The 22,702-nt window shown below is 45.1% G+C and carries 19 protein-coding genes and 2 pseudogenes; 7 read left to right on the forward strand and 14 right to left on the reverse strand.

What is annotated here, in order from left to right:
• Positions 1–79 precede the first annotated feature (79 nt).
• The 6 genes from ACQ4MX_RS13785 to ACQ4MX_RS13810 all read left to right on the forward strand — a co-directional run bounded on the left by ACQ4MX_RS13785 (position 80) and on the right by ACQ4MX_RS13810 (position 5,383).
• Positions 80–955, forward strand: a complete 876-nt coding sequence (locus ACQ4MX_RS13785) for a helix-turn-helix transcriptional regulator (RefSeq protein WP_134911611.1) — start codon at positions 80–82, stop codon at positions 953–955.
• 113 nt (positions 956–1,068) lie between these two features.
• A complete protein-coding gene (locus tag ACQ4MX_RS13790; protein WP_431091169.1) occupies positions 1,069–2,469 on the forward strand; it encodes a phytase in 1,401 nt (466 codons plus the stop codon).
• Between the two features lie 475 nt (positions 2,470–2,944).
• The gene (locus tag ACQ4MX_RS13795) at positions 2,945–3,397 is read left to right on the forward strand and encodes a VOC family protein (RefSeq protein WP_047679368.1); all 453 of its coding nucleotides are present in this window, start codon (positions 2,945–2,947) and stop codon (positions 3,395–3,397) included.
• A 578-nt stretch (positions 3,398–3,975) separates the two neighbouring features.
• Positions 3,976–4,458 carry a DUF2975 domain-containing protein gene (locus ACQ4MX_RS13800; protein ID WP_192512734.1) on the forward strand — a complete coding sequence of 161 codons (483 nt, stop codon included), beginning with the start codon at positions 3,976–3,978 and terminating at the stop codon, positions 4,456–4,458.
• Between the two features lie 10 nt (positions 4,459–4,468).
• Positions 4,469–4,687 carry a helix-turn-helix domain-containing protein gene (locus ACQ4MX_RS13805; RefSeq protein ID WP_431091170.1) on the forward strand — a complete coding sequence of 73 codons (219 nt, stop codon included), beginning with the start codon at positions 4,469–4,471 and terminating at the stop codon, positions 4,685–4,687.
• A gap of 330 nt (positions 4,688–5,017) precedes the next feature.
• On the forward strand, positions 5,018–5,383 hold the full coding sequence (locus tag ACQ4MX_RS13810; RefSeq protein ID WP_431091330.1) for a cupin domain-containing protein: 366 nt from the start codon (positions 5,018–5,020) through the stop codon (positions 5,381–5,383).
• Positions 5,384–5,531: 148 nt separating this feature from the next.
• On the opposite strand, the gene ACQ4MX_RS13815 is transcribed toward ACQ4MX_RS13810, so the two are convergent.
• From ACQ4MX_RS13815 to ACQ4MX_RS13845, 7 genes and pseudogenes are all read right to left on the reverse strand, one after another.
• Complete coding sequence (locus ACQ4MX_RS13815) at positions 5,532–9,272, reverse strand: alpha-L-arabinofuranosidase C-terminal domain-containing protein (protein ID WP_431091171.1); 3,741 nt, start codon at positions 9,270–9,272, stop codon at positions 5,532–5,534.
• A 331-nt stretch (positions 9,273–9,603) separates the two neighbouring features.
• Positions 9,604–10,596 (reverse strand): SPFH domain-containing protein, encoded by a 993-nt coding sequence (locus ACQ4MX_RS13820; protein WP_431091172.1) that lies wholly within the window; start codon positions 10,594–10,596, stop codon positions 9,604–9,606.
• An 18-nt stretch (positions 10,597–10,614) separates the two neighbouring features.
• The gene (locus ACQ4MX_RS13825; protein WP_431091174.1) at positions 10,615–11,406 is read right to left on the reverse strand and encodes a TPM domain-containing protein; all 792 of its coding nucleotides are present in this window, start codon (positions 11,404–11,406) and stop codon (positions 10,615–10,617) included.
• Positions 11,406–12,437 (reverse strand): TFIIB-type zinc ribbon-containing protein, encoded by a 1,032-nt coding sequence (locus ACQ4MX_RS13830; protein WP_431091176.1) that lies wholly within the window; start codon positions 12,435–12,437, stop codon positions 11,406–11,408. The genes ACQ4MX_RS13825 and ACQ4MX_RS13830 overlap by 1 nt, the downstream gene beginning before the upstream one ends.
• Before the next feature lie 26 nt (positions 12,438–12,463).
• Positions 12,464–13,120: a PspA/IM30 family protein gene (locus tag ACQ4MX_RS13835; RefSeq protein WP_431091331.1), complete on the reverse strand. Its 657-nt coding sequence runs from the start codon at positions 13,118–13,120 to the stop codon at positions 12,464–12,466.
• Between the two features lie 181 nt (positions 13,121–13,301).
• Positions 13,302–13,585 (reverse strand): annotated as a pseudogene (locus ACQ4MX_RS13840) (aldo/keto reductase); the annotation flags it as partial.
• Entirely contained in the window at positions 13,581–14,159 is a 579-nt protein-coding gene (locus ACQ4MX_RS13845; protein WP_431091177.1) for a TetR/AcrR family transcriptional regulator, read from the reverse strand. The gene ACQ4MX_RS13845 and the pseudogene ACQ4MX_RS13840, both read right to left, overlap by 5 nt.
• Positions 14,160–14,387: 228 nt before the next feature.
• Between ACQ4MX_RS13845 and ACQ4MX_RS13850 the strand changes: the two genes are divergently transcribed.
• Entirely contained in the window at positions 14,388–15,614 is a 1,227-nt protein-coding gene (locus ACQ4MX_RS13850) for an MFS transporter (RefSeq protein ID WP_431091179.1), read from the forward strand.
• A gap of 90 nt (positions 15,615–15,704) precedes the next feature.
• On the opposite strand, the gene ACQ4MX_RS13855 is transcribed toward ACQ4MX_RS13850, so the two are convergent.
• The 7 genes and pseudogenes from ACQ4MX_RS13855 to ACQ4MX_RS13885 form a co-directional block, all read right to left on the reverse strand.
• Positions 15,705–16,103: a DoxX family protein gene (locus tag ACQ4MX_RS13855; RefSeq protein ID WP_431091181.1), complete on the reverse strand. Its 399-nt coding sequence runs from the start codon at positions 16,101–16,103 to the stop codon at positions 15,705–15,707.
• A gap of 70 nt (positions 16,104–16,173) precedes the next feature.
• Entirely contained in the window at positions 16,174–16,401 is a 228-nt protein-coding gene (locus ACQ4MX_RS13860) for a DUF896 domain-containing protein (protein ID WP_134911621.1), read from the reverse strand.
• Positions 16,402–16,736: 335 nt separating this feature from the next.
• Complete coding sequence (locus ACQ4MX_RS13865; protein ID WP_431091182.1) at positions 16,737–19,076, reverse strand: S-layer homology domain-containing protein; 2,340 nt, start codon at positions 19,074–19,076, stop codon at positions 16,737–16,739.
• 661 nt (positions 19,077–19,737) lie between these two features.
• Positions 19,738–20,363, reverse strand: a pseudogene (locus ACQ4MX_RS13870) (contractile injection system protein, VgrG/Pvc8 family); the annotation flags it as partial.
• A gap of 76 nt (positions 20,364–20,439) precedes the next feature.
• Positions 20,440–20,856: a DUF4280 domain-containing protein gene (locus ACQ4MX_RS13875; RefSeq protein ID WP_431091183.1), complete on the reverse strand. Its 417-nt coding sequence runs from the start codon at positions 20,854–20,856 to the stop codon at positions 20,440–20,442.
• Positions 20,857–20,871: 15 nt separating this feature from the next.
• Positions 20,872–21,378: a hypothetical protein gene (locus tag ACQ4MX_RS13880; RefSeq protein ID WP_431091332.1), complete on the reverse strand. Its 507-nt coding sequence runs from the start codon at positions 21,376–21,378 to the stop codon at positions 20,872–20,874.
• Between the two features lie 14 nt (positions 21,379–21,392).
• A complete protein-coding gene (locus tag ACQ4MX_RS13885) occupies positions 21,393–22,688 on the reverse strand; it encodes a pentapeptide repeat-containing protein (protein WP_431091185.1) in 1,296 nt (431 codons plus the stop codon).
• Positions 22,689–22,702: the final 14 nt, after the last annotated feature.

Here is a 22,702-nt window from a genome sequence, read left to right on the forward strand (position 1 = left end):
TCAACCTGAATTTATAAAAAAAATCGCAATCTTTAACTAAAAGTTATACGATTTCACACACATAAAGGAGCTGGCTTCCATGAGCAAAACCGACTTTTTGTCCTTTCTCGTCCCTCCACTACCTTATTTCATTGAGGGGAATATTACTACATACCAAAAAGGGGATTGGCACCCGAATCGTTATAATCTGGGCTATTTTGACGTTATTATTGTCAAGGAAGGTCTGTTGCACATAGGCGAGGAGGATGAAGCGTGGAAGGTAACTGAAAATTACGCTCTCATTCTTGAGCCGGATAAACACCATTTTCCCATTGAGGCATGTACAGAACAAACCTCCTTTTACTGGTTCCACTTTCAAACCAATAGCACATGGTGCGCACAATCCTCGCCCGATCTTATTGTACCTAGCACCCCCATTCCCGAGCTGCATTTTCATTCAGAACATACGACCATTCATTTGCCCAAAATTCAAAAAGTAGTGAATCCACATGAGCTATTTTCCAAGCTGGACTACTTGCTATCTTCTACTTTAAAACCTCGAAAGCTGGCACTATGGGAGGCCCAACAGACGTTTGTGAATATTTTTCAAAGTTTGGAGCATGATCAGAATAATAAAGACAGCTCCTCTAAGTTAGCGGAACAGATCGAAATTTACCTGAAACAGAATTACAAAAATGCGATCACCAACAAAGACCTGGAGGCCCATTTTCACGTACATCAAAACTATCTCGCCAGATGCATGAAGACCGCTTTCCACCGTACGCCGCTTGAATATTTAATGGATTACCGTCTGGATCAAGGACGCAGTCTCCTGCTGCAAACCGACTGGTCCGTCCAACAAATCACGGAAGAAACAGGGTTCTCCCAAGCCAGCTATTTTTCCAAATGCTTTAAACAAAAATTCGGTATGTCCCCGAAAAACTATAGGCAACAATATTGGAAGCCGGCTCATTGAATCGAAAAATGTACAGGCATTACATCTCCTTTACATTTTTAACATACTCCCGTTATATTGCCCCTTTATACTGAGTCAGCTATAGATTTTACATCGTGAAAAGGGGTATACATATGAAGACAACCAAACTAGCCCTGTTGACAGTCTTGGCCGGGGCTTTGATATCACCTGCTGAAATAACCAAGGCGGCAGACGTTCAGTCATCCGGGTATGCACCGCTGCGAACACAGGCGGAAAAAATGGGAGCGGTCATTACATGGGACAGTGACGACAAGTCTGCTGCGGTCAAGCTGAAAAACGGCATTGTCGGCACCTTTACCGTCGGTGAGAAGACCTATCGTCTGGCAGGCCAAACCGGAGAAGCAGATCGTGAAATCAAGATGGTCAGCGGGAATTTATATCTTCCGGCAAAGCTGCTTGCCACGCTTGAGACAGAAAACAGCAAATATACTGATCCCAAAGACGCAGTTCCTACCTACAAGGTTACTCCTACTGCTGAGACAGAAGCAGTGGAGGATGGAGATGACGCGGCCGACGACCCTGCTATCTGGCTCAATCCGGCGGACCCGGAGAAAAGCAGACTTGTAGCGACCAATAAAGGCGGCGGGATTCTGGTCTATGATCTGCAAGGCAAGCAATTACAGAACTATAAGGTCGGCAAAATGAACAACGTGGATATCCGTTACGGTTTTACACTGGGCGGCAAAAAGATTGATATTGCAGGAGCAACCAATCGCACCAACAACACCGTTGATATCTTTGCCATTGACGGAGTATCAGGAACGTTAACAAACGTGGTTGACCAGCCTATTAAATCATCTATGAAAGAAGTGTACGGATTTAGCTTGTACCATAGCCTCAAGACAGATAAGTTTTACGCACTCGTTTTGGGCAAAGAGGGTGAATTTGAACAATATGAGCTGACGGACAACGGAAATGGCAAAATAGCTGGTAAGCTGGTCCGCCAGTTCAAGCTTGCTACGCAATCTGAAGGAATGGTGGCTGATGATGAATATGGCACGGTTTACATTGCCGAAGAGGATCACGCCATTTGGAAATATGATGCCGAGCCAGACGGTTCCTCCGAGCCGCTACGACGTGTAGATGTTGCAGACGGGCGCAGACTTCAGGATGATATAGAGGGACTTACATTGTATTACGGCAAAGACGGCAAGGGGTATCTCATCGCCTCCAGCCAAGGAAACAGCAGCTATGCGATCTATGAACGACAAAGCGACAACGCTTATATTAGCAACTTTACGATCAACGCCAGCCCTACGGTCGACGGTACCTCTGTTACAGACGGTATTGATGTTCTTGGCTATGGATTAGGCAAGAACTTCCCGCACGGTATCTTCGTTGTACAAGATGATGAAAATCTTCAAAACGGCAAAAAGCTGAATCAGAATTTTAAAATGGTGCCTTGGGAGCAGATCGCCAAGGGTGCACGCATCCCGCTAACAATAGACGATGGCATCAACCCGCGTGAATTGGTGAACAGAGACACGAAGTAATGCCTGTCAGGGAAATCCGCTCAACTATCAGAAGAAAATAAAATTCTAGACTGAAAAATAAAGTGTAAGACTAGGCAAATAAAGTTGTAGACTGAGAAAATATAGTATTATACTGACGATGCTTCATTAAGCTAACAGGCAGGTTAGTTCAATGATCAAAAATAATAAGCAGGAGATAATATCGTAACTCCGAATTGTTAAAGTATAAAAATATTAGGAGTTTAGAAAAGGGGTATCTACGTAATTTTATTACGTAAAACGATCTTATTACGGTAATTACGAATTGAATTTCGTAGAATAAAAGTTAATATGACATATCCGAAAACCAAATTTCACATTTCACTATACTGTGACTTATCTTTGTTATCATGAACTGTGACCAGATGTTAATCGTTTGGAAGGAATTAGTAATTCTTGATAGAATAAATATGAAGATGATCAGGCAATAAAATTGTACACATAAGGAGATAAAACTATGGCAAAAAACAAATTACTAAGAATGGACAATGTTGGCATCGTTGTAGAATCCCTTGATGACGCAATCTCTTTCTTCGAGGAGATTGGCTTGAAGCTCGAAGGGCGAGCTACTGTCGAAGGTGAATGGGCTGGTCGCGTAACCGGGCTGGGTTCACAGTGTGTAGAGATTGCTATGATGGTTACCCCAGATGGCCACAGCCGACTTGAACTTTCGCGATTTCTCACCCCACCTACTATATCAGATCACCGAACTGCTCCTGTAAATGCCCTCGGTTATCTACGCGTCATGTTCACCGTTGAAGACATTGACGAAATGGTATCCAGACTCACTAAGTATGGTGCTCAGCTCGTTGGCGAAGTGGTTCAGTACGAGGACTCGTATCGGCTCTGCTACATTCGTGGAAATGAAGGACTTCTAATCGGTTTGGCGGAACAACTCGGTAATAAATAAGTGACGTTTAAAAGAAGACTTAACTGAAATATACATTACTAGAGTAAAAATAGAAACAGAAAAGCAGTGTGAAAGTATCTCGAAGAAGTCGGGTGCATCATATAAGCACCACATTCACGTTCCGGGTCTGGGCGATCCTCGGTCCCGGAAACAAGGAACGAGGAAGTAATTGCCGGGACACATCCGCACCGACTAACCGCATCGCGGCCGGCAGCAAGCTGCCTTAACTCGGTGGGACTTCGTGATGCATGAACTTTAACGGAAATCAATGCAAAACCAAATTAAAGGGACTCAACTAACGAGGAACTTTAGTTCAATGAATCAAGGGGCAGTTGCGATCCGGCAGCTGCTCTATTTTTCATTAAGCTAACGGGCAGTTTTGTTGAACAAGTTGTAAATTTAACATTTTAAAGTAAGAGCATTTCTTTGTAATGAGAAATGCTTATTATTTTTTTGCTTAAAATAAAAAGGATATTCAATTAACAATAACAATATAATAAAAAACGATATTAATTTATTGTAAAACAATAAATTATGTGTTAAAGTCGTTTTACAATTAAATTAGCGAGGTGCTCTTAATGAAACGGAGAACAACACTCTTTTTGAAGATGGCTGTTATTCTTATTGGAATCCCAATTCTTGCTTTGTGCATATTTTTAGTGCCTAAGATCGGGAATTTTGCTGGAGAATTGTATCCAGATATCGCTTATATGAAATCTCTCGTTTTAATCGATATGTACGCGGCAGCGATACCTTTTTACTTTGCTCTGTATCAAGCTTTTAAACTTTTAAGCTATATTGATAAGAACAAAGCGTTCTCGGAATTATCTGTAAAGGCTTTAAAGAATATAAAATACTGTGCCATCACAATCAGTACCTTGTACCTGCTAGGTATGCCACTCTACTATCTCATGGCGAGGAGAGTTGACCCTCCAGTTATCACAGTCACCGGATTGGTCATTATTTTCGCTTCTATGGTGATCGCCGTTTTTGCTGCTGTTCTCCAAAGACTTTTACAGGAAGCTATAAATATAAAATCAGAAAATGATTTAACGATCTGAGGTGAATAACATGGCGATTATCATCAATATTGATGTGATGTTAGCAAAACGAAAAATGAGCGTAACGGAGCTTGCGGAGAGGGTTGGAATTACTATGGCGAATCTTTCCATTCTGAAAAATGGGAAAGCAAAAGCGGTTCGTTTTTCAACATTAGAAGCGATATGTAAGAATTTGGGTTGTCAGCCAGGTGATATTTTGGAGTACAAAAGCGACGAAGACACTCAATAAAAACAGACAACAAATTTATTGAACTAACGGAGACGTTAGTTCAATGAGAACAGCGGCAGTCTAATACTTTATTTATCAAGTCTTGGTCCGCCGCTGCTTCTTTTAATGGATCAGTATAGAACTTATTTATCAAAAGCTGACGGTTCTTTAATCCAAAAACCGTGTTAAATCAACGACTCCAGTCTAATACTTTATTTTAACAGAACATCAACACCCTAACTTTATAATAAAATATTGTCAGGTTACCCATGCCGACTGATGAGTATTATCTTCATAATACCTAAACCTCGTTAATGGTATAATGGAGGTAAAAGAATCGGAGGGATTAGTATCCATTACCAAGCTATTAACCTGAATGATAAATTATCTAAGTTCAAAGATCATTGGTCTCCGAAAGTTATTGGGGAAATGAATGACTATCAATTTAAGCTCGTCAAGATTGTTGGGGATTTTGTATGGCACGACCATCAAGATACCGACGAGGTGTTTATCGTGATCGAAGGGGAGATGTTCATTGATTTCCGCGATGGTCAGGTGAAAATTTCCCAGGGCGAGATGTTTATTGTCCCAAGGGGCGTCGAGCACAAGCCTTTCGCCGAAAAGGAATGCCATATCATGCTGGTGGAGCCTAGAGGGGTAGTTAACACTGGCGGGACTGAATCCAAGTTAACAGCAACCAATGATATTTGGATATAGCGTCTTTTTCCCCCAGGCTACCGCTTTCATTCCTATTGGGATTAGCCTGATACTCTACTTCCCTCGAACACTAGTTTCATCCAAGGAAAACCCGCTCAGTGAGCGGGTTTTTCAAATTTTCTACACATGATTACGTGCCTCAGTTTGCCTATGCTTTAAGATCCAGCATCAGTACATTCACCGAATTAGCGGGTAATTGCAGAAGGATCGCGTTATTACTGAGCGAAACCTGCTGCTCGGTAGGCACTACCTTCTCATCATTCTTCTTATTCACGTTAGGAACATGAACTAGCGAAGTATCTCCGGTTAGTGTAATCAGCTTGGCGATAGACTCCACACTCAATTCCTGAAGGTTCAACTGCATTGCCTTATCCACGTTGTCGGCATTCACAAGCTTCACATATACATGCTCCGCATCTTTGGTCACCGAATTGAACACGTCTCTGTTGTAAGCTTCCAGCTTGTAGTCCAGCACTTTGCTGGTTATCACTCCGTCGGTGTAAGAACAGATCAGGCTGTTGCCCGTTTCACCGCCGTAATTCACCGTGATGGTGTAATCCGTGTTGTCAGCAAGCTCTTCATAGCTGGCCGCTCTCAGGTTGCCTGCCGCTGTACTGGAAGAATAGTCGCCCAAGGTGTAGCCTTCCACCCCTTGCTTGTAAACCTTCACGCCCGTTGCCTTGCCGCCATAGCCGATGGCATATTCCAAGACGTCCTTTTTCTCTGCGGAAATATCCGTAAGACCTGCGCCCACATAAAAACCGTCCGTGCCAGAAACACGGGAAGCGACGACCTCCACCTTGTAATTCGTCCATTGGTCGTTCAAAATGTACAGACCGTTCAGACCGCTGTCTTGAGCTTGGAGGACAAGTCCCTTACCTGCTTCCACAGCACACCCCACGGAACCCGGAATGACCTGCCAAGCCGGATTCCATTCCTGGGTAAAATCCTGTTCCAGCAGCACGCAGCCGTCCTTGTTGGACGTGACCGTCACACGCTTAACGATCACCTCGGCGTTGCCTGTCGCAATCTCAATTCCACCCTGAGGAATGAGGTCTATCGACTTGCCGTTTTTGTAAGTGGAAAATGAGGTCGCCAATACTTTATTGCCCAAATATTTGGCATACATTTGCTGTACATAGTAGTTCGGCGTGAACCACACGGTTTCGTCATCGAACCAGATGCAATCCGGCGTCCATCTGTAGGTTCCGTCCGTCAGCACCTTGTTGAACAAGGGCGCATAGGCAGCTAACAGAACGACATCGGCGTTATTTTCAAAGCCCGTCATCACCGCTGCCTCTGCTACTGCGCCTGCCAGTGTATTTTTATCCGTAGACGCATACTCACCCACGAACACCTTGGACGTTTCCTTCCAGTTTATGCTGCCGTCTGTATTATACGCTCTATAGTAATAGTTATATCGGTCTGCGTTATTAAGCAGGTACTCGTTGGAACGGTAGTAGTGCTCATCTGCAATGGTGTCCATGTAGTTTTCTTGCTTCTCATACCATGTCACGGTTTCCTCGGTCACTTGGGTGCCGTCTGCAAAAGCGACCTTAGCCGAACCCGATAGATTACCGCTCAGGAACTTCCAGCCCTGCTGATATGCATCGTCGTCTGCTTGAGCGCCAACCGTAGAGATGATATGCAACTCATAGCCTGGATAGTTTTCCTCCATATACGCATCAATAGACGTTTTGAACACTTCAAAGTTGGCAAAGAATTCTGTACCCCAGTTTTCGTTCCCTACTCCCAAATAATGCAGATCGAACGGAGCTTCATGGCCCATTTTTTTACGCATGGCAGCCCATTCATTGTTCTCAAAATCCACACTAATCGCAAAGTCGATCAGGTCCGTAAAATTCTTGATATAGTATTCTCTTAATGCGCCACCAGCCGGATGAGCGTAATCCGAACGGGCTTGGCAGAGAACGCCACAGGCCATAACGGGAAGCGGAGCTGCATTCAGGTCTTCGGCCAACTGGAAATACTCCATATAACCAAGGCCCATGGTCATCATATAGCCCCATACATTAAAATTTTCCTTGCGCAGCTCAATATCGCCAATAGATTCCTTCCAGTCGTATACGTTTTCCCAAATAAACGAACCCTCAGAGATACAACCGCCCGGAAAACGCAGGAACTTCGGATGCATATCGACCAGCGCGTTCACCAGATCTTTTCTCAGTCTATAGTTGGGATTCCCTTGGAAGTTGGCGTGTGCCGATGGGGATCGGGCTTCCTCCCCTGCACCCCACACATCCCGTGGAAACAAGGAAACCATATCTATCGAAATCTCACCGTCAAACGTCATCACCAGTTGCCCCAGAACCGTAGCCGATCCTGTCAGCACCAGTTTGGAATCTATACCGAACTTTTTCCACGTGTTGCCGCCTTCCACCTGTACTGCTACCGAATCACTAATCCCCTTCTCATTCGCGTCTTGCAGTTGGAGCGTGATTGTGCCTGCCGATTCGGCCTTCGCCCAGATGGTGAAATTATACTTGTCACCTGCTTGGATAGACATGGCACAATTCTGGTTAGAATCCGAAAAGCCCTTATTCCGAATAGTCGCACCATCCGCTACCGTCACATAATAAGAGTTCACATCTTTGTCTTTAGCACCTAAAAATTCATTTAATCCGCCGCTGTTTTGCGGAGTCATCTTGTCCGTATCACCGGACCAGGCAAACAAAGGGTTACGGTTACGCCCCGTAGAGCAACCGCATTCGCCGGAAGCATGGGAATAAGTATCGAACACGAAGGACTCGAAGGAACGATTCTGAACAAGCTCCGCATAAATTCCGCCATCCGCTGCGTTATTGATATCTTCGTAGAACAAGCCGTACATCACTTCGCTGATATCCATGACTTCCCTATTTCCATGAATGGTCAAAGTGTAAGGAGGTAGCTGTTCCGGCAGGACGGATACTTCAAAACTTTTTTCAATACAGCTTGGGCCCTTCGTCAAGAAGGCTGTCACGGTTACCCCCTGTGAAGAGGTAATTGTCTGGACCTGACCGTTGTCAGAGAGTATCTCAGGGTGGCTGGATTTCCAGGTCACTTCTACTCTACCGCCCATGAGGACCGTTGGCAGGGACAAGTCCTTGGTTACAATCGTCGTTGGGAAGGACAAGTATTTATCTTTGGCGAGCTTCACAATCTCTTCGTCCGTCAACGATTCGCACATGACCTCAATGACTTCGTCCGCTGACAAGCCTGCTTTATAAATGCGGAAGTCCGATAGGGAACCGGAAAAATCCACATCCGCTGCATGCTGGGAACGACCGATAAAATTGTTGCTGTAGTTGGACGAGTCTGTAAACGTTTCAAACCATTTGCGCAGCTTGGCATAGCTGCCGCTGGAGGTTTGGCTGATGGAGCCGTCCGCTACGACTTCGCCGTTCACATACACAACCGGACCCGCACTGCTTAATGTGCCGCCTTTTGTGCCGATCACGGACATGGCTATGTGCATCCACTCATCCCGGACAAAACCTCTCCCCGGATCTACAGCCAGATCTGCCTCGGCGAAAAGAGTCCCGCGCAGATTCCGTGTCATGAACATATAAGGCCCTGTATGGGCTTTGCCAAAGTCAAAAACACGTTCCCACATATCCGTGAATCTACCGAAGTTGACCCAAGCAGTCACCGTGACACCCGTGTTATCGCTTACATCTTTAAGCAAATTGGAAGGAAGCTGTATATACGATGTACCATTAGAACCTCCCTCAAGCGTTAAAGCCATTCTGCCGCTGGCATTGGAGATTGTTGGTGCTACTGTGCCAGAAGCAACCCCGTCATTACCTTGCCCTGAGCTATCTTTGCCGACGTTCCCAGCATCATCAAACTTGTACCGCGCAATGATTTGATCTTGGAATTTGGTCATCTTCGTTGCTCCTATACATATATTTTGTTAATGTAATAACTAATTAATTAATATAAATATATACTATATAACTATAGTACCTTATCCTGCCCACATTTTTCAATCCTTTATAGTGACAAAAAAACCGCTCAATGAGCGGTTTTTTAGATGGGCCATCCCTTGTAAAGGTAAATTTTTCGCTCAATTAGATGAACTGCTTTAATTCTCTATTGGAAACAACTTTTTGCCCCAAAGATTTAGTCAATATTCACTCCTTGGGACTAACTACTTATTCAGTATTAAACAAATTTATTTTCAGCTCGTAAATAAACCGACCTCATGGGTTACACGTTCAGAGTTTCTGACCACAATTCGGACAGAAGTTAGCTCCTTCGTTTTTCACACCGCAGTTAGGACAGAAATTAGGCTTTTTATGGTCTCCAGAAGGAGAAGGAGCAGCAGCAGCAGATTCAGCTTGAGGCTCGGCCGGAGGATTTTGGTTGGGATTCAAATTTTTCATCATTTCATTTGCTATATTCATCCCCATCATCATACTCGCCATGTCCGAAGCAGCGCCGCCGCCTTTTACGTTGCCAGATGCAATACCGTCCGTCATCGTGACCTGTTGATACTTTTGCAAATTACCGATCATTTCATGAGAGGCTGTCTTCGTAATCATATCCTGAATTTCTTGAGGATAATTGAAGCTCATCACATGAAAGCCTGTAATCGTCATCCCGTTGTCCATCACTTGCATATCCAGATCTTCTTGAATGCCTTTGGAAATATCGGAAGCATTCGCTTGCAGATTAAACATGTCCTTCCCTTCTTTGCTGATCCACTTCATTAACAACTGATCCAGCACAGAAGTAATCCGGATTTTAACATCCTCCACCAGATAACTGTCTTTCATCCCGGCAACCTTATCTATGAGCGTAACATAATCGTCCACCTTAAAATTAAACGTGCCATTCGCACGAATGGGCATACCGCCCGGAAGCTGGGGAGTCGGGATCAAAACCGGATTTTGCGTCCCCCATTTGACGGTAAACTCCTTCGTATTGACGAATAAAACTTCCACCCTCATACCACTGTTAAAGCCGAATTTAAACCCTTTTAATGTGGACAGAAACGGGATAATCTCAGAATCTATATTGTAAGATCCTTCATTCTCGAAAATCCCTTCAATCTTGCCGTTATTAACGAAAATCGCGTCTTGACCGGAGCGGATCATTAACTTGCTTCCTTTTTTGATCTCCCGATTGCTCCATTTCCAAAAAATCATATCATCTCTAAATTCTTCCCACTCTACAACATTCGCAAATTGATTTCTAAAGAACGACATTCGTTCCCATCCCCTCAGTTAAAATGAACCTCTGCTGCCGCTATGCGAATGACCGCCACTGGTGGTTCCGCCCCCGCTTGAGCCGCTACTGCTGCTGCTCTTTTCAATCTTCCGTTTCGTTGTCGTGGTGTGAAGGTACTGGTCCCGATGCTCCAGAATCCCTGAATTGCCCGCATCCTCGTAGGTCTGCCGATTTACCGTAACTCGGCCACCGGAATTGGAAACCATCTTCCCCACGATAACCCCCGCCAATACCAGTGAAACCACCAATTGGAACGCGATACTATAAAATATACTGTCCGGGTTCACTCCTGGACGGATTCCCAAATACCTGTGTGCACTTAAAATATATTTTTGGAATGCAAGCTCATAGTTACCGCTCGTCAGATACGGACTAATCTCGTCACGTATTTTATCCAGTCTGTCGTCATCCAGATACCGCTCCGCTTTGTAAAATCCGGCCAAATAAATCTCTCTATTTCTCATATCCATCGTTAAAATGACCGCATTTCCATGAGACCTGTCATATCCAGGTCCATGATCATCATAAAAGTCCTGCGTCATTTTCATAACATCCATATTGTCAGGATTGTTGGAGGTAAGAATAATAATGTCCGTTTCTCTTTCGGCCCCGTATTGATTAGCCATCGTGTTCAGCTCATCATACTCTGTCTGATTAAGCAGACCCGCTTCATCATAAATCAATGACTTCCATTCCGTTGTAGCCGCTTCGCCCTTCACTTCCATGGGAACGGCTAGAAAAGCAGCGAAGAAAAACAAGAATGCCAGGATCAGTCCAACCCTTTTCATTAAAACATCCCCCCCATGATCATCCAAGTGATTAGCTTCAATGAAAGGAAAGAGACACCGAAAATGCCTGCAAACCAGGCAGTCACTTTGACCTTGCTAATCGGAGGCTTGCCGACTACCTTACCTGTCTGACCGTTCATGGCAAACGTATGCTCCAATCTATTGTAGTCATAGTGTATTACCCATACCGGGAGCAGGACATAATCTGCTTGTTTTAATGTAGTATCAATTTGCTTTTCCGTGTAGTTCACGGCCGTGTACTCTGACACCGCAGACTGAATGTAAGCATCAATATATTCCTTCACTTTTTCTTTCACTCGCGGGAAAAGCTCCTCGTCGTTATAACTGTATTTCTCCGCAATGTAGCCGGCGAGATACGGGGTTTTAAAGCTTTTTAGCTGTTCGTAAGGAAAAGGCTCCAATTTATCCATCAGCTCGTCATTCATTTTCTCCGCGGCATCAATCGGAACCTTTACATAATTCAGACGGATTTTCCGGTATACATCAAAATGCTGTGTTTCCGTATACTCATAGTCGCCGCTCGTATAGGTTCTTACCTTGGTACCCTGACCATGTACCTCAATTTTATTATGTAGATCATATAACCAGAAGGGCACATACATCCCGGTGATTCCCTTGATTCGATCTGCTGTCATGAATCGATTCGGCGTCAGACGGCCATTCTTGCACCATTTTCGGAAAGCTTGCATAGCTTCTTCCTTACTGATCGAAAAAGGAATGACCTGCGCCGGGGCCAGCTCCCCTGTCAGTCGTTCGCCAAGCACAACCGCTGATCCGCAAAAGCTGCAAACTGTCGCGCTTGTCTCTACTTCGGTCATAATAACTGCTCCGCAGCTGGTACAATGGTACTCCTGAGCCTCGTCTTCTAGAAAAACATGATTCGTCAGAGGATCTGGAAAATACTCGATATTGTCCTTTCTTCCGCAACTGTGACAGGATAACATTCCTGTTTCACTGTCAAAGACCATGCCACTGCCGCAGTTTGGGCATTTATATTCGATAACCGGCATCTGCTCACCTCTATCATAAAGAACTGTTATTTCTGATCTTTCAATTTTTCTTTGATTGCAGCCAATTCGTCCTCTGCGTTCGTGCTTTTCTCAACTTGTGCGAATAAATCATCCAGATCGTCCTGCGTCCCTGCTCTAAGCTCGGCTATAGCCATTGCTTCATCATATGCTCTGTTAACCTTCTCTTCCATAGCTTCGAATACGGAATCCTGGCCGCCCATGGCGTTCAATGATTGCTGTACTTTGGCAACCGCCATTTTCCCTTTTAGTTTGATGCGCCGTGCTTCCAATTGGTCCATATCGGACGCCAGTTTATTCTGCATTTGTTTCATATTTTCGGCGTTTGAGGAAGCCAAGTCATAAGCGGTTTCGAATTGTTCCAGTTTCTCCACCTGCGTTGCCTTTCTCTCCAGAAACTTTCGAGCGTTCTCGTCATTGCCAGCTTCCACTGCCTTCATAGCATAATTCCGAAGCTTTTTGATCTCGGCTCTGCATTCATCCAAAGCTCTTTTCGCTCTTCGCTCATCCGCCAACACTGAAGCTGTCTCCGCCTTCACCCTGCCCAGGTCGATGTTCAGGTTCCGCATATAATCATCAATCGTCTTCTCCGGATCCTCCACCTTATCCAATAAGGCGTTAACATTCATTTTCATAATATCCCTAAATCTCGACAGAATCCCCATCATGGTCTCCCTTCGAAAAGATTACATTCCACCATATAATACATCAAATCTGGGAAAAAGGGTTCATTTCCCTGACATTTGAGTGTTTGATCTACAATCCATCTACAATCTAACTCATGAAACATAAAAAGCCCACTCGCTGAGTGGGTTCATCAAATGGAGAAGAGTCTATCCTTCCGCTTTATAATTCTTCATAGGTTTTGGGGTCCTGCCCCCATATCCGTCCTCACTGCTGAACGCCGAAATCACATTCATTTCCTCTTCCGACAACTCAAAATCAAAAATCTCCAAATTCTCAGTTTGGTGCTTTAAAGAAGATGCCTTCGGGATTGGGATCGCGCCCAGTTGGATATGCCAACGTAAAATCGTTTGTGTAATGGTTTTGCTATGGGCGGCAGCAATTTTCCCAATCTCTTCATTCTCCAGCATGCTATGACCACGGCCCAGAGGACTCCGCGATTCAGTCCGAGCGAATTCCTTCGAACGCATTCATGACTAATTGTTGCACATAGGAATCGTCTAATGGATAACCGGTTACCAGCAATCGATAAAAAATCGGTCCGTAAATGAGATCTATACTTAATTCAATATCGAGATTTTTCTTCAATTCCCCGCGCTCCATCCCCCGCTCCAAAAGGAGCCTGGCCTCGAGCCGCCGAGGATGAAAATATCGGGTCCGGTATGCCTCCGATAATCCTGAATCAAGCTGCCCTTCACCTATTAACTCCGTAATGATTTTACCCTCTCGACTTATTAAGAACCGTACTAAATTCGTGGCATGAATGAGAATATCATCTAATACACAACCCGTGTCCGGCACAGGCAATCTCGCTATGGTAGCTGACAGAAAGCCGTCCATCACCACGGCAGCCTTGTTAGGCCACCATTTATAAATGGTCGCTTTGCTAACTTTAGCTCGTTCAGCAATTTTTTCTACCGTAACCGCTCCAAAGCCATGCTCCAACAGTAAATCATATGAAGCGTTAAGGATAGACTTTTGCGTCTCGACATTACGCGGGCGTCCTCTTTTAGTCTGCACTGGAATGCCACCTTCCTGATAGGTATAAATAACTATAAAAATAAACTGTACGTTCAGTATATCAAATGACAAGTAAAAATAAAACGAATTTACCTATTTACAAAACAAAACGTTCAGTATATTATTTGATTATCGAATTAATGAACTATACGTTCAGTATTTATTTTCCGGTAGTATTGAATTAAGAAGTTGTTGCACAATCACCAAACAATCATAAGGAGGATTATCATGCAAAGAGAACAACAAGCAATAGGAAGTAACCGTATTTCAAATGGGATGATGTTTCTGTTGGCAGCCGCATGCGGCCTTATCGTTGCCAATCTTTATTATGCTCAAACCCTGGTAGGGCCGATCCATGTTGCTATGGGCCTTTCTTCCACAGCAGCGGGATTCATTGTTACTTTAACTCAAATCGGTTATGTCGTGGGATTGCTGTTTATCGTACCGCTCAGTGACATTATTGAAAATCGACGCCTCATGGTCGTATCGCTAATCATTACAGTCGTTGCATTGCTCGCAGCCGCATTCGCCCCCAATGCGCCGTTGTTCCTGACCGCATCTCTGTTCATTGGAATTGGATCGGTGGTAGCCCAAATACTGGTGCCATATGCCACGTACTTAGCATCTGAAGAGCAGCGCGGCCGCGTTGTCGGGAATGTAATGAGTGGACTGTTGCTAGGCATTATGTTCGCACGACCAGTGGCAAGCTTTATAACCAGTATTTGGGGATGGCAAGCCATATTTATTTTGTCAGCGATTGTTGTGACGCTGTTGACGGTTCTACTCTCGCGAGCTCTTCCTGAACGTAAGCCAGCGCCTACGGTATCTTACGGCAAATTAATTTTCTCTCTAGGCACTCTTTTAAAACAAACGCCCGTATTGCGCCGCCGTGCCCTATATCAAGCCTGTCTATTTGGAGCCTTTAGCCTATTTTGGACTGTTGTTCCTCTACGATTGGCAGATGATTTCGGAATGTCCCAGCAAGGTATTGCATTGTTTGCTTTAGTAGGCGTGGGCGGCGCAGTAGCAGCTCCAATAGCCGGGAGATTGGCTGATAAAGGCTGGAGCAAATTCTTAACCGGGCTAGCCATGATCATTGCCGCCTTGTCTTTTTTGCTAATCTATCTTTTTCAAAACCATTCAACCGTAGCTCTCGTACTACTCTTTGTTTCAGCGATTACACTGGATATGGCCGTATCGGGAAATCTTGTACTTGGGCAGCGTGTGATTTACTCCTTGGGAAGTGAAGCGAGGGGGCGTCTGAACGGACTCTTCATGTCTATTTTTTTCGTAGGCGGTGCCATTGGATCATCGTTAGGCGGTTGGTCTTATGCGCAAGGAGGTTGGAATTTCAGTGCTCTCATTGGAGTCGCGCTGCCGTTGCTAGCTTTGCTTTACTTTTTCACTGAGAAAGAAGCGAGTGGAGACGTACAAAAGAAACCTTCGGCGGAATAACCATACAACAAAAAATTACCCCTATTCGTCTAAGTAGTTAGAGATACATAGGACGAATAGGGGATGTTGTGTTCTAAAGGTTCATAACTTTTATTTAAGTATTGCATCGATGGAATATGAGCCTGCCCCTGTCAACGCGATACCGACTACGACTGCAATCAGAACTAGCGGATATTCATAGCCATTAGCTGTTGCCCAAATTCCGTTTTGGCCATGTACTTTGAAAATCGCTCCGAGCATAGTCAGCGTAATGAACAATGCAGCCAATGGAGTGAGTAGTCCCAAAGCAAATAGGACTCCTCCCAGCAATTCCATCAACCCAGCGGACACGGCCATGAATACTCCCGGTTTAATTCCGACCGATTCCATCCAACCGCCAGTACCTTTTGGACCATAGCCGCCAAACCAGCCAAAAAGTTTCTGAGCTCCGTGCCCGACCAACAACAATCCAACCACCAAACGTACCAGTAACAATCCACTTGCCAACATAAAAATCACTCTCCATATCATATTATTTATTTTAAGATTATTCAATTAAAGATATTGGATACAATTAAGTTCATTGCTGTACTATTTGAGCCTGTTCTTTTTTTAGTTTTTCAGGAGTAATATCGTCTCCATGCGGATCATAAATAGTAGCATTCAGGAGAATGCTTTTTATAGAACCCCGAAATATTTGAAGGTATTCTTTGCGAAGATCAGTTTGTTCAATTTTTTCAATTTCAGTTAACCCGACTTCTTTTTCTTTTTTTGCAAGCTGATTAATTCTTTTTAAAATTGTAATCATATTTATACCTCCATATTCAATTTTTTTGATCGGTTATATCTTTGATTTATTTATCTTGATATAAAGATATAACATTTTTTTATCCGTGTCAATACTTATTCAAAAGAAAAGATGATCAACCCTTGGGTTGCTTCCAGAGATAAAATCCACCGCCGCAATACTTAGCCTATTTAGGGAGGTAGTATGGACCCCCGATCCATTTATGAGGTATCATAGGCAACATCATATCAGCAGCTAAAACAAAAGGTTATCCTGCAACAGCCCTTTCCAACTGTTGCGGGATAACCTTTGTCATATAGCTCCGCTGTTACATATGAATTATATCAGGTAAGACATTAGTCCAAGGAACCCACGAGATTCTTAACTTGTGGATGAAGGCTCAATGCACTCAGAATAATTGTTAGAGCCTCAGCGCGAGTGGCATTGCCCTGTGGATCAAATACGCCATCGCTCTTGCCAGTGATTATACCTGCTTCTGCGACATCCTTAATTGCGTTCGTTGCATAGGAACTCGCACTCGATAAATCTGTAAAGTTACCTTTGGAATCATCTTTATTCACACTACTCAAGTTCACAATACGGGATAGGATGATAACTATTTCTTCACGGCTAATCGTTTGGTTCGGTTTGAAGGTTCCGTCGCCATATCCACCAATTACCCCTGCGCTGGCGAGCTTCTCAATAGCTTCCTTAGCCCAGTGACTGCTGATATCGCTCATAGCAGCAGAATGGTCAGCATCGCCGCTAATATCGAATACGCGAGAGACAAGCATTGCGAACTCCGCACGTGTAATATTGCCATTAGGTTTGAACTGTCCATCCCCATAACCTTTGATAAACTGCAGTTTCACGAACGTATTGATCGCCTTTTCAGCCCAGTGCCCTTTAATGTCAGCTAGTTCAATCTTGACATTAGCTTGCTTTGCTTCCGCTACCTTGGACTCAATAGCCTTAACTGAGCTTGCTACATTAACAATGCTGCTCTTGAATACATCAACAGTAGGCTGCACAGGTTCAGGAGTTGGTGCCGGAGCAGGCGACGTGGTCTGTGTTGACGATATAGTCGATGTAGAATATCCAGATGATGTATCCGTTACTGATTTATCTCTGTTTCTGGATGGCGCTGTTGGCGTGACTCCCTTGGAGACAGCGGAAGCTGCACTGCTACCTGCACCATTTTCAGCTTTCACCGTAAACGTATACGTGGTGCCATTTGACAGCCCCGTTACGGTGATCGGGCTTGCCGTCCCTATTGCGGTGATATTCCCTGGTGAGGCTGTGACCTCGTAGCGTTTTATTGGGCTTCCTCCATCTTCGACAGGGGTATTGAAGCTGACGGTTGTTTGTTTATCACCTGCTGTTACAGTTACATCCGTTGGCGATGACGGAACGGTTTTGGGCGTTTCGCTCACTTCATTGGAAGCAGCGCTTTCTCCTGCTGGATTCGTTGCTTGGACGACAAAATAGTATGTGGTGCCATTCGCCAATCCTGTTACATCATAGCTGTATACCGAGCCACTTACCGTGGTTTCTTCTGACCCATAAGCCCCAGAAGTCGTACTTTTGAATATTTTGTACCCCGTAGAATCGATCATCGGATTCCAAGTAAGACTTACTCGCGAATCTCCCGATGTGGCGGGTAGCAGCACCGGCACTCCAGGTACTGGAACTTGAGGCGTTGCACTCGCTTCATTGGAGCTGTCGCTGTTGCCTCCTGCGTTGCTTGCCTTGACTACAAAAAAATACGTCACACCGTTCGTTAAACCTGTTTCCGTGTAGCTATAAGTCGCCCCGCTCACGGTCGCAACCGGGGTTGACTCGTAGGACCCCAATGTTGTTCCCTTGTAAACATCGTAGGTGACAGCTCCGGCAACACTGTTCCAGCTTAACTCTACTTGTCCGTTACTTGCTGTCGCTGTGAGTCCTGTTGGTGCCGCAGGCGGGTTAATATGTGGCTTTGCACTCACTTCATTCGAGAAAGAGCTTTCCCCGTGTTCGTTATTAGACTTAACCGCAAAGTAATAAGTTGTACCATTGGTCAGCCCTGTTACTGTTGCATTTGTGCCGTTGACTGTCGCTACCGGAGCTGCATCGTATATACCTGCCGATGTTCCTTGATACACTTTATAGCTCGTTGCATTCAACCCGCTGCTCCAGTTTAACGTTACTTGCTCATCACTTGCTGTAGCTGCAACGTCGGTTGGCGCCCCCAGCGTGGTATTGTATAGTTGGAATTCTGTAATGTCAGGATAAAAAGACCACGAATTAATCGTAACCTTCACATATCTTGCACTGACAACTCGAGGCAATGTTTTATTGATAGTCACATTAGTATTTCCAGATACTGTATCCAATACAGTCCAAGTTGAATCATCATTGCTTGTTTCTAATGTGATCGCACTGTTGTACCGATCTGACAATGTCTGTACCATATAACTATTAAATTGTGTTACCGAGCCTAAGTCAACCTTAAGCCAAGGAGAACCGCTTGCGGTTGAAGGTCCCCACTCACTACGTGGATTACCGTCGACTGCATAACTTGGAAGAGAACCGGGCCATATACTGCTAGCTGTTGCAGTTTTATTTAACGCCAAGTTAGTAGCGGCTGCATGTACAGGGGTCACTCCTGCAATAAGAAATAATACCAATAACGAAGAAATACACCGTCTAATCATCTGCTACTTTCACTCGCCTCTCGTTATACTTGATGATGAACTTCACACGAGTCTTCAATCGCCTCAACTCTTCTGCGATCTGCAACGCCAAGAGGACCAGAGACCGACTACTTTCCCATATGCCTAACGTCCCCTTCTGGTCTTTCCGTTGCAGGATCTCTGTTTGCTAACACCTGATTCATGTATCGGCTGAACAATACCGTCATCATTGCGGAATGGGGATGCTCCCGCTTTCCACATTTAATAGTTTTCATAATCTTCTATATATCTCTAGTGCTATCTACTGTCGCTACTTACGTGTTTCTGCTCGTCCTGATTATAAATCGGGATTGCAACGCTCGATTGGCCAAAACTCCCAACAGTATCGCTTGATTCACTCGCCCCATATTGCCTCCCCCCATTGCAATACATTCTATCAAACTGTTCTCACAAAATTCTCACAAAACCACGAATAATGTCGAAAAAAAGAGACTATTCCCTAATAGACTCTTCAATTGGGAATAATCACTTTCTTATTAATCCAGTATTCAGTTTTCGGTAAAAACGGTCGGACAAGATTACTCCAAATATGACGCCTTTTGGCTTCTCAGCTCCTGCGGCGGCTCCAGCCCCAGCTCCTTGCGATAAGTAGCCTCGAACTGCGCGTAATGCCTGACGATTTTCTCCTTTCCCGGTAAAATACATCCCGTTCCACCTTGTACGTTTTACCTTCTGGCATCCCGAAAAAAACTTTGGGCGAAGCTGCGGTGACCTCCGGCACAAGTACCGACCCAAAGCGAGCAGTGAGGCGCTTTAAAACGCCCAATCCGTTTCCTCATATTGTAAAACAAAAGTGTCCAGTTTGGCATAGTTCGTGACGGTATCAATGGCATCTCCATACTGGTATTTTCGAACCATCGTTGTGACCAGATCATCATAGGTGCGGGGAATATCTTGATAGGATCGCTTTTTTAGCTTGATATCCATCTGATACGAATGCGAAGCCGCCTCCAGTTCAAAGGTATACACCCCCCGCGTGCAATGCACCGACATGCGTGTAACGATGCCATGGAACAATCGTCTTAGCGATTGTCCCTGCTCATCCAATTGGCGGATGACGATCGGTTCATCCTCCATGTTCTGTCCAATACATACGGCTCCCTGTTCTTCCGACAGCATACCGCTCACCATCAAATAAGCATGATCGTTGATGGCTCTTGTAATTTGAAGCTTCTCTATATGTTGAGGCTGAAAGGAACCGTAAAAACGCAGGCTTTCATACCCGATTCCGTTTTGTAATACACTCAAGTGAGTTCATGTCTCCTTTCGGGCGGCTTAAAGCCGCGAGGTCGCTTCCGAAACCTAGCGGCTTTGAAACAGACCCTTAATCCAGCTCCTGCCCATCATTTTCAATTTGGATATGACCACAATACAGACACTGATGGGTACAGTTCTGTGTCAAGGCAGGTTGGCCCTCAATCCTCATGTCGCTTTTCCCGTTCAGCCACGGCATGGTCAAAACAGGAACACACGGGGCTTTCTTCACACCATAGATGTCCACCATGTCACTGGCTTGCACAGCCGGGTTTAATGGACTGGAGCAGTTCCCAAAGGACTTGATGTTCACACCCGGTACATAATCTCCAATGTTCATTTGTGCTTTGTTCTTAACGTAGACCCCATGGCTAAAAGACCGTTTTAAACGGGTAGGCTGCGTGCCATAACTACAGCTTAAAATTGCTCCTGCCACGACATAGCTCTTTTTCGCACCCGTTCCCGGTTTCACTTGGGCTTCTCCCACCTTACTCCATCCTCCTTAGTGCTCCATCTCGATTCGTTGTACTCGAATGCCTGTAAAAGATCGACGCAGCAGACTTTCTGCCACCGACAGATGGATATAGATATGGGGTTCGATCAGTCCCGCAATCCGAAAAACAGGCGATGGGATATCCCCCTGTTTGAGCACCAAATGCTTCAACACATCATTGGGATACCACTCCGTTTGTGCGGACACGCAATCCACTATCGGTGGACGAAGCATCCAATACACGTCCTGTCTAGCTTGCTGAAAATCGGTAAGGATGGCCGCTTCCCATTCCAGTCCTGGCATATATTTCTCCAATAATGCTTTCAGCCGATCCGACACCAGCGGCATTGGAAATTCCAAAAAATCTGGGTATATCGTTCGTTGATCAGTATGTACATCTAAAAAAAGAGGAGCATCCTGCGGTTCCTCCATCGGGGTATTCGACAGGATGGCCTCCACCTGCAAGGGAGACAGCGCAGCAGGTTTTACCCGATGTTTCACACGTTCGTCCATCATTAGTCGGAAATATCTCAATGCAACCACCCCTTTTTCCTAACGCCATCCCTCGCCTGTGCAGATGTAGAAGGCTCTTCCCATGAATGGGATACCTCAGGGGATACAAATTTCAATCCAATGGCCTCCCTGCGCTGTTCATCGGTAAAAATGACCCCTTGCACATTTGCGCCTGTAAAATCGGCCCGGAGCAAACAAGCTCCCTCAAAGGAAGCACCTGACACATCCGCTCCCGCAAAATAGGCATCCGTTAGATCTGCTCCATTCAAGGACGCTCTTTGCAGCAGGGCATCTTGAAATACAGCTCCTCGCAACTGTGCATCTTGAAAATGAGCTCCCTGCAAGCTCGTCCCTGTGAAATCTACGCCAGCAAACCCCAATGGTTCCCAATCTAAAGAAGCATCCGAGCCATATCCGGCGTTGCCCATAACAACATCCAATATCGCCCCTCTCATGGAACAACCGCTAAAATCGGCTCCATGAAGCAAGCTGTACGTTAAGTCGATTCCATCGAGTTGACTTTCCTCCCACATCGTTCCAACCAAGACACAGCCATGCAAGCGACTATGTCCCATCTCGATCTGGCGAAAGGCCGTATACCGAAAATCCAACTGGCTATAATCCCCGTCCGATAGCTGGATGCCCTCCAACGCCTGATAGCTGTAGGCTTGTTCTTCTTTTTCCTCCAGCCAGGACTTGATTACGTTCGCATCCATCGGTCTGCGGTCTTCTTTATACACAGACACACTCTGATCCAGGTACTCTCCAACACGAATCTCAAATGTTTCTTCCCGCTCCAACTCCTGAAATTCAGGTAAACGCACCGCCTGTTTCATCGCCAAACGCATCATATTCATCACTAGCTCATGAATATGTATCGCTGCTTCCAGCATGATCTGCTCCCATTCAAGCTCCGATAGAGAAACCTGCTGCTTTTCTACCTCCGTTCGCAATTGCCGCTGCAAATCGCTCCAGTAAGAGAACGTCCACTCTGCATCATATTCGAATCGAATCGGTTCAGGATCAAGCATCCATAAAGCATCCGAAGCCTCCACAAGATAAGCAGGCCTCTCCTCCAACCATGTGGTACGTAGCATGGAGTACGTGATATAACCGATCTTTCCTTTTCTTCCTTCCTGCTGCTCTTGGCGAATCTTCTGACAGTATCCTCGGAACGCTTCGACACACGCTTGAATCCGTGGTTCTTGCGTCGCCTTGAACTTCAGCGCCCAGTCTCTACGGATCAGAAACCACGCCTGTTTCAAGATGACTTGTTGTTGCTGCGTGTCCAGCTCATCTATGGGCCTCTCCATCTGCCTTCATCCAC

The sequence above is a fragment of the Paenibacillus sp. 8b26 genome (assembly GCF_050626875.1).
Classification (GTDB): domain Bacteria; phylum Bacillota; class Bacilli; order Paenibacillales; family Paenibacillaceae; genus Paenibacillus.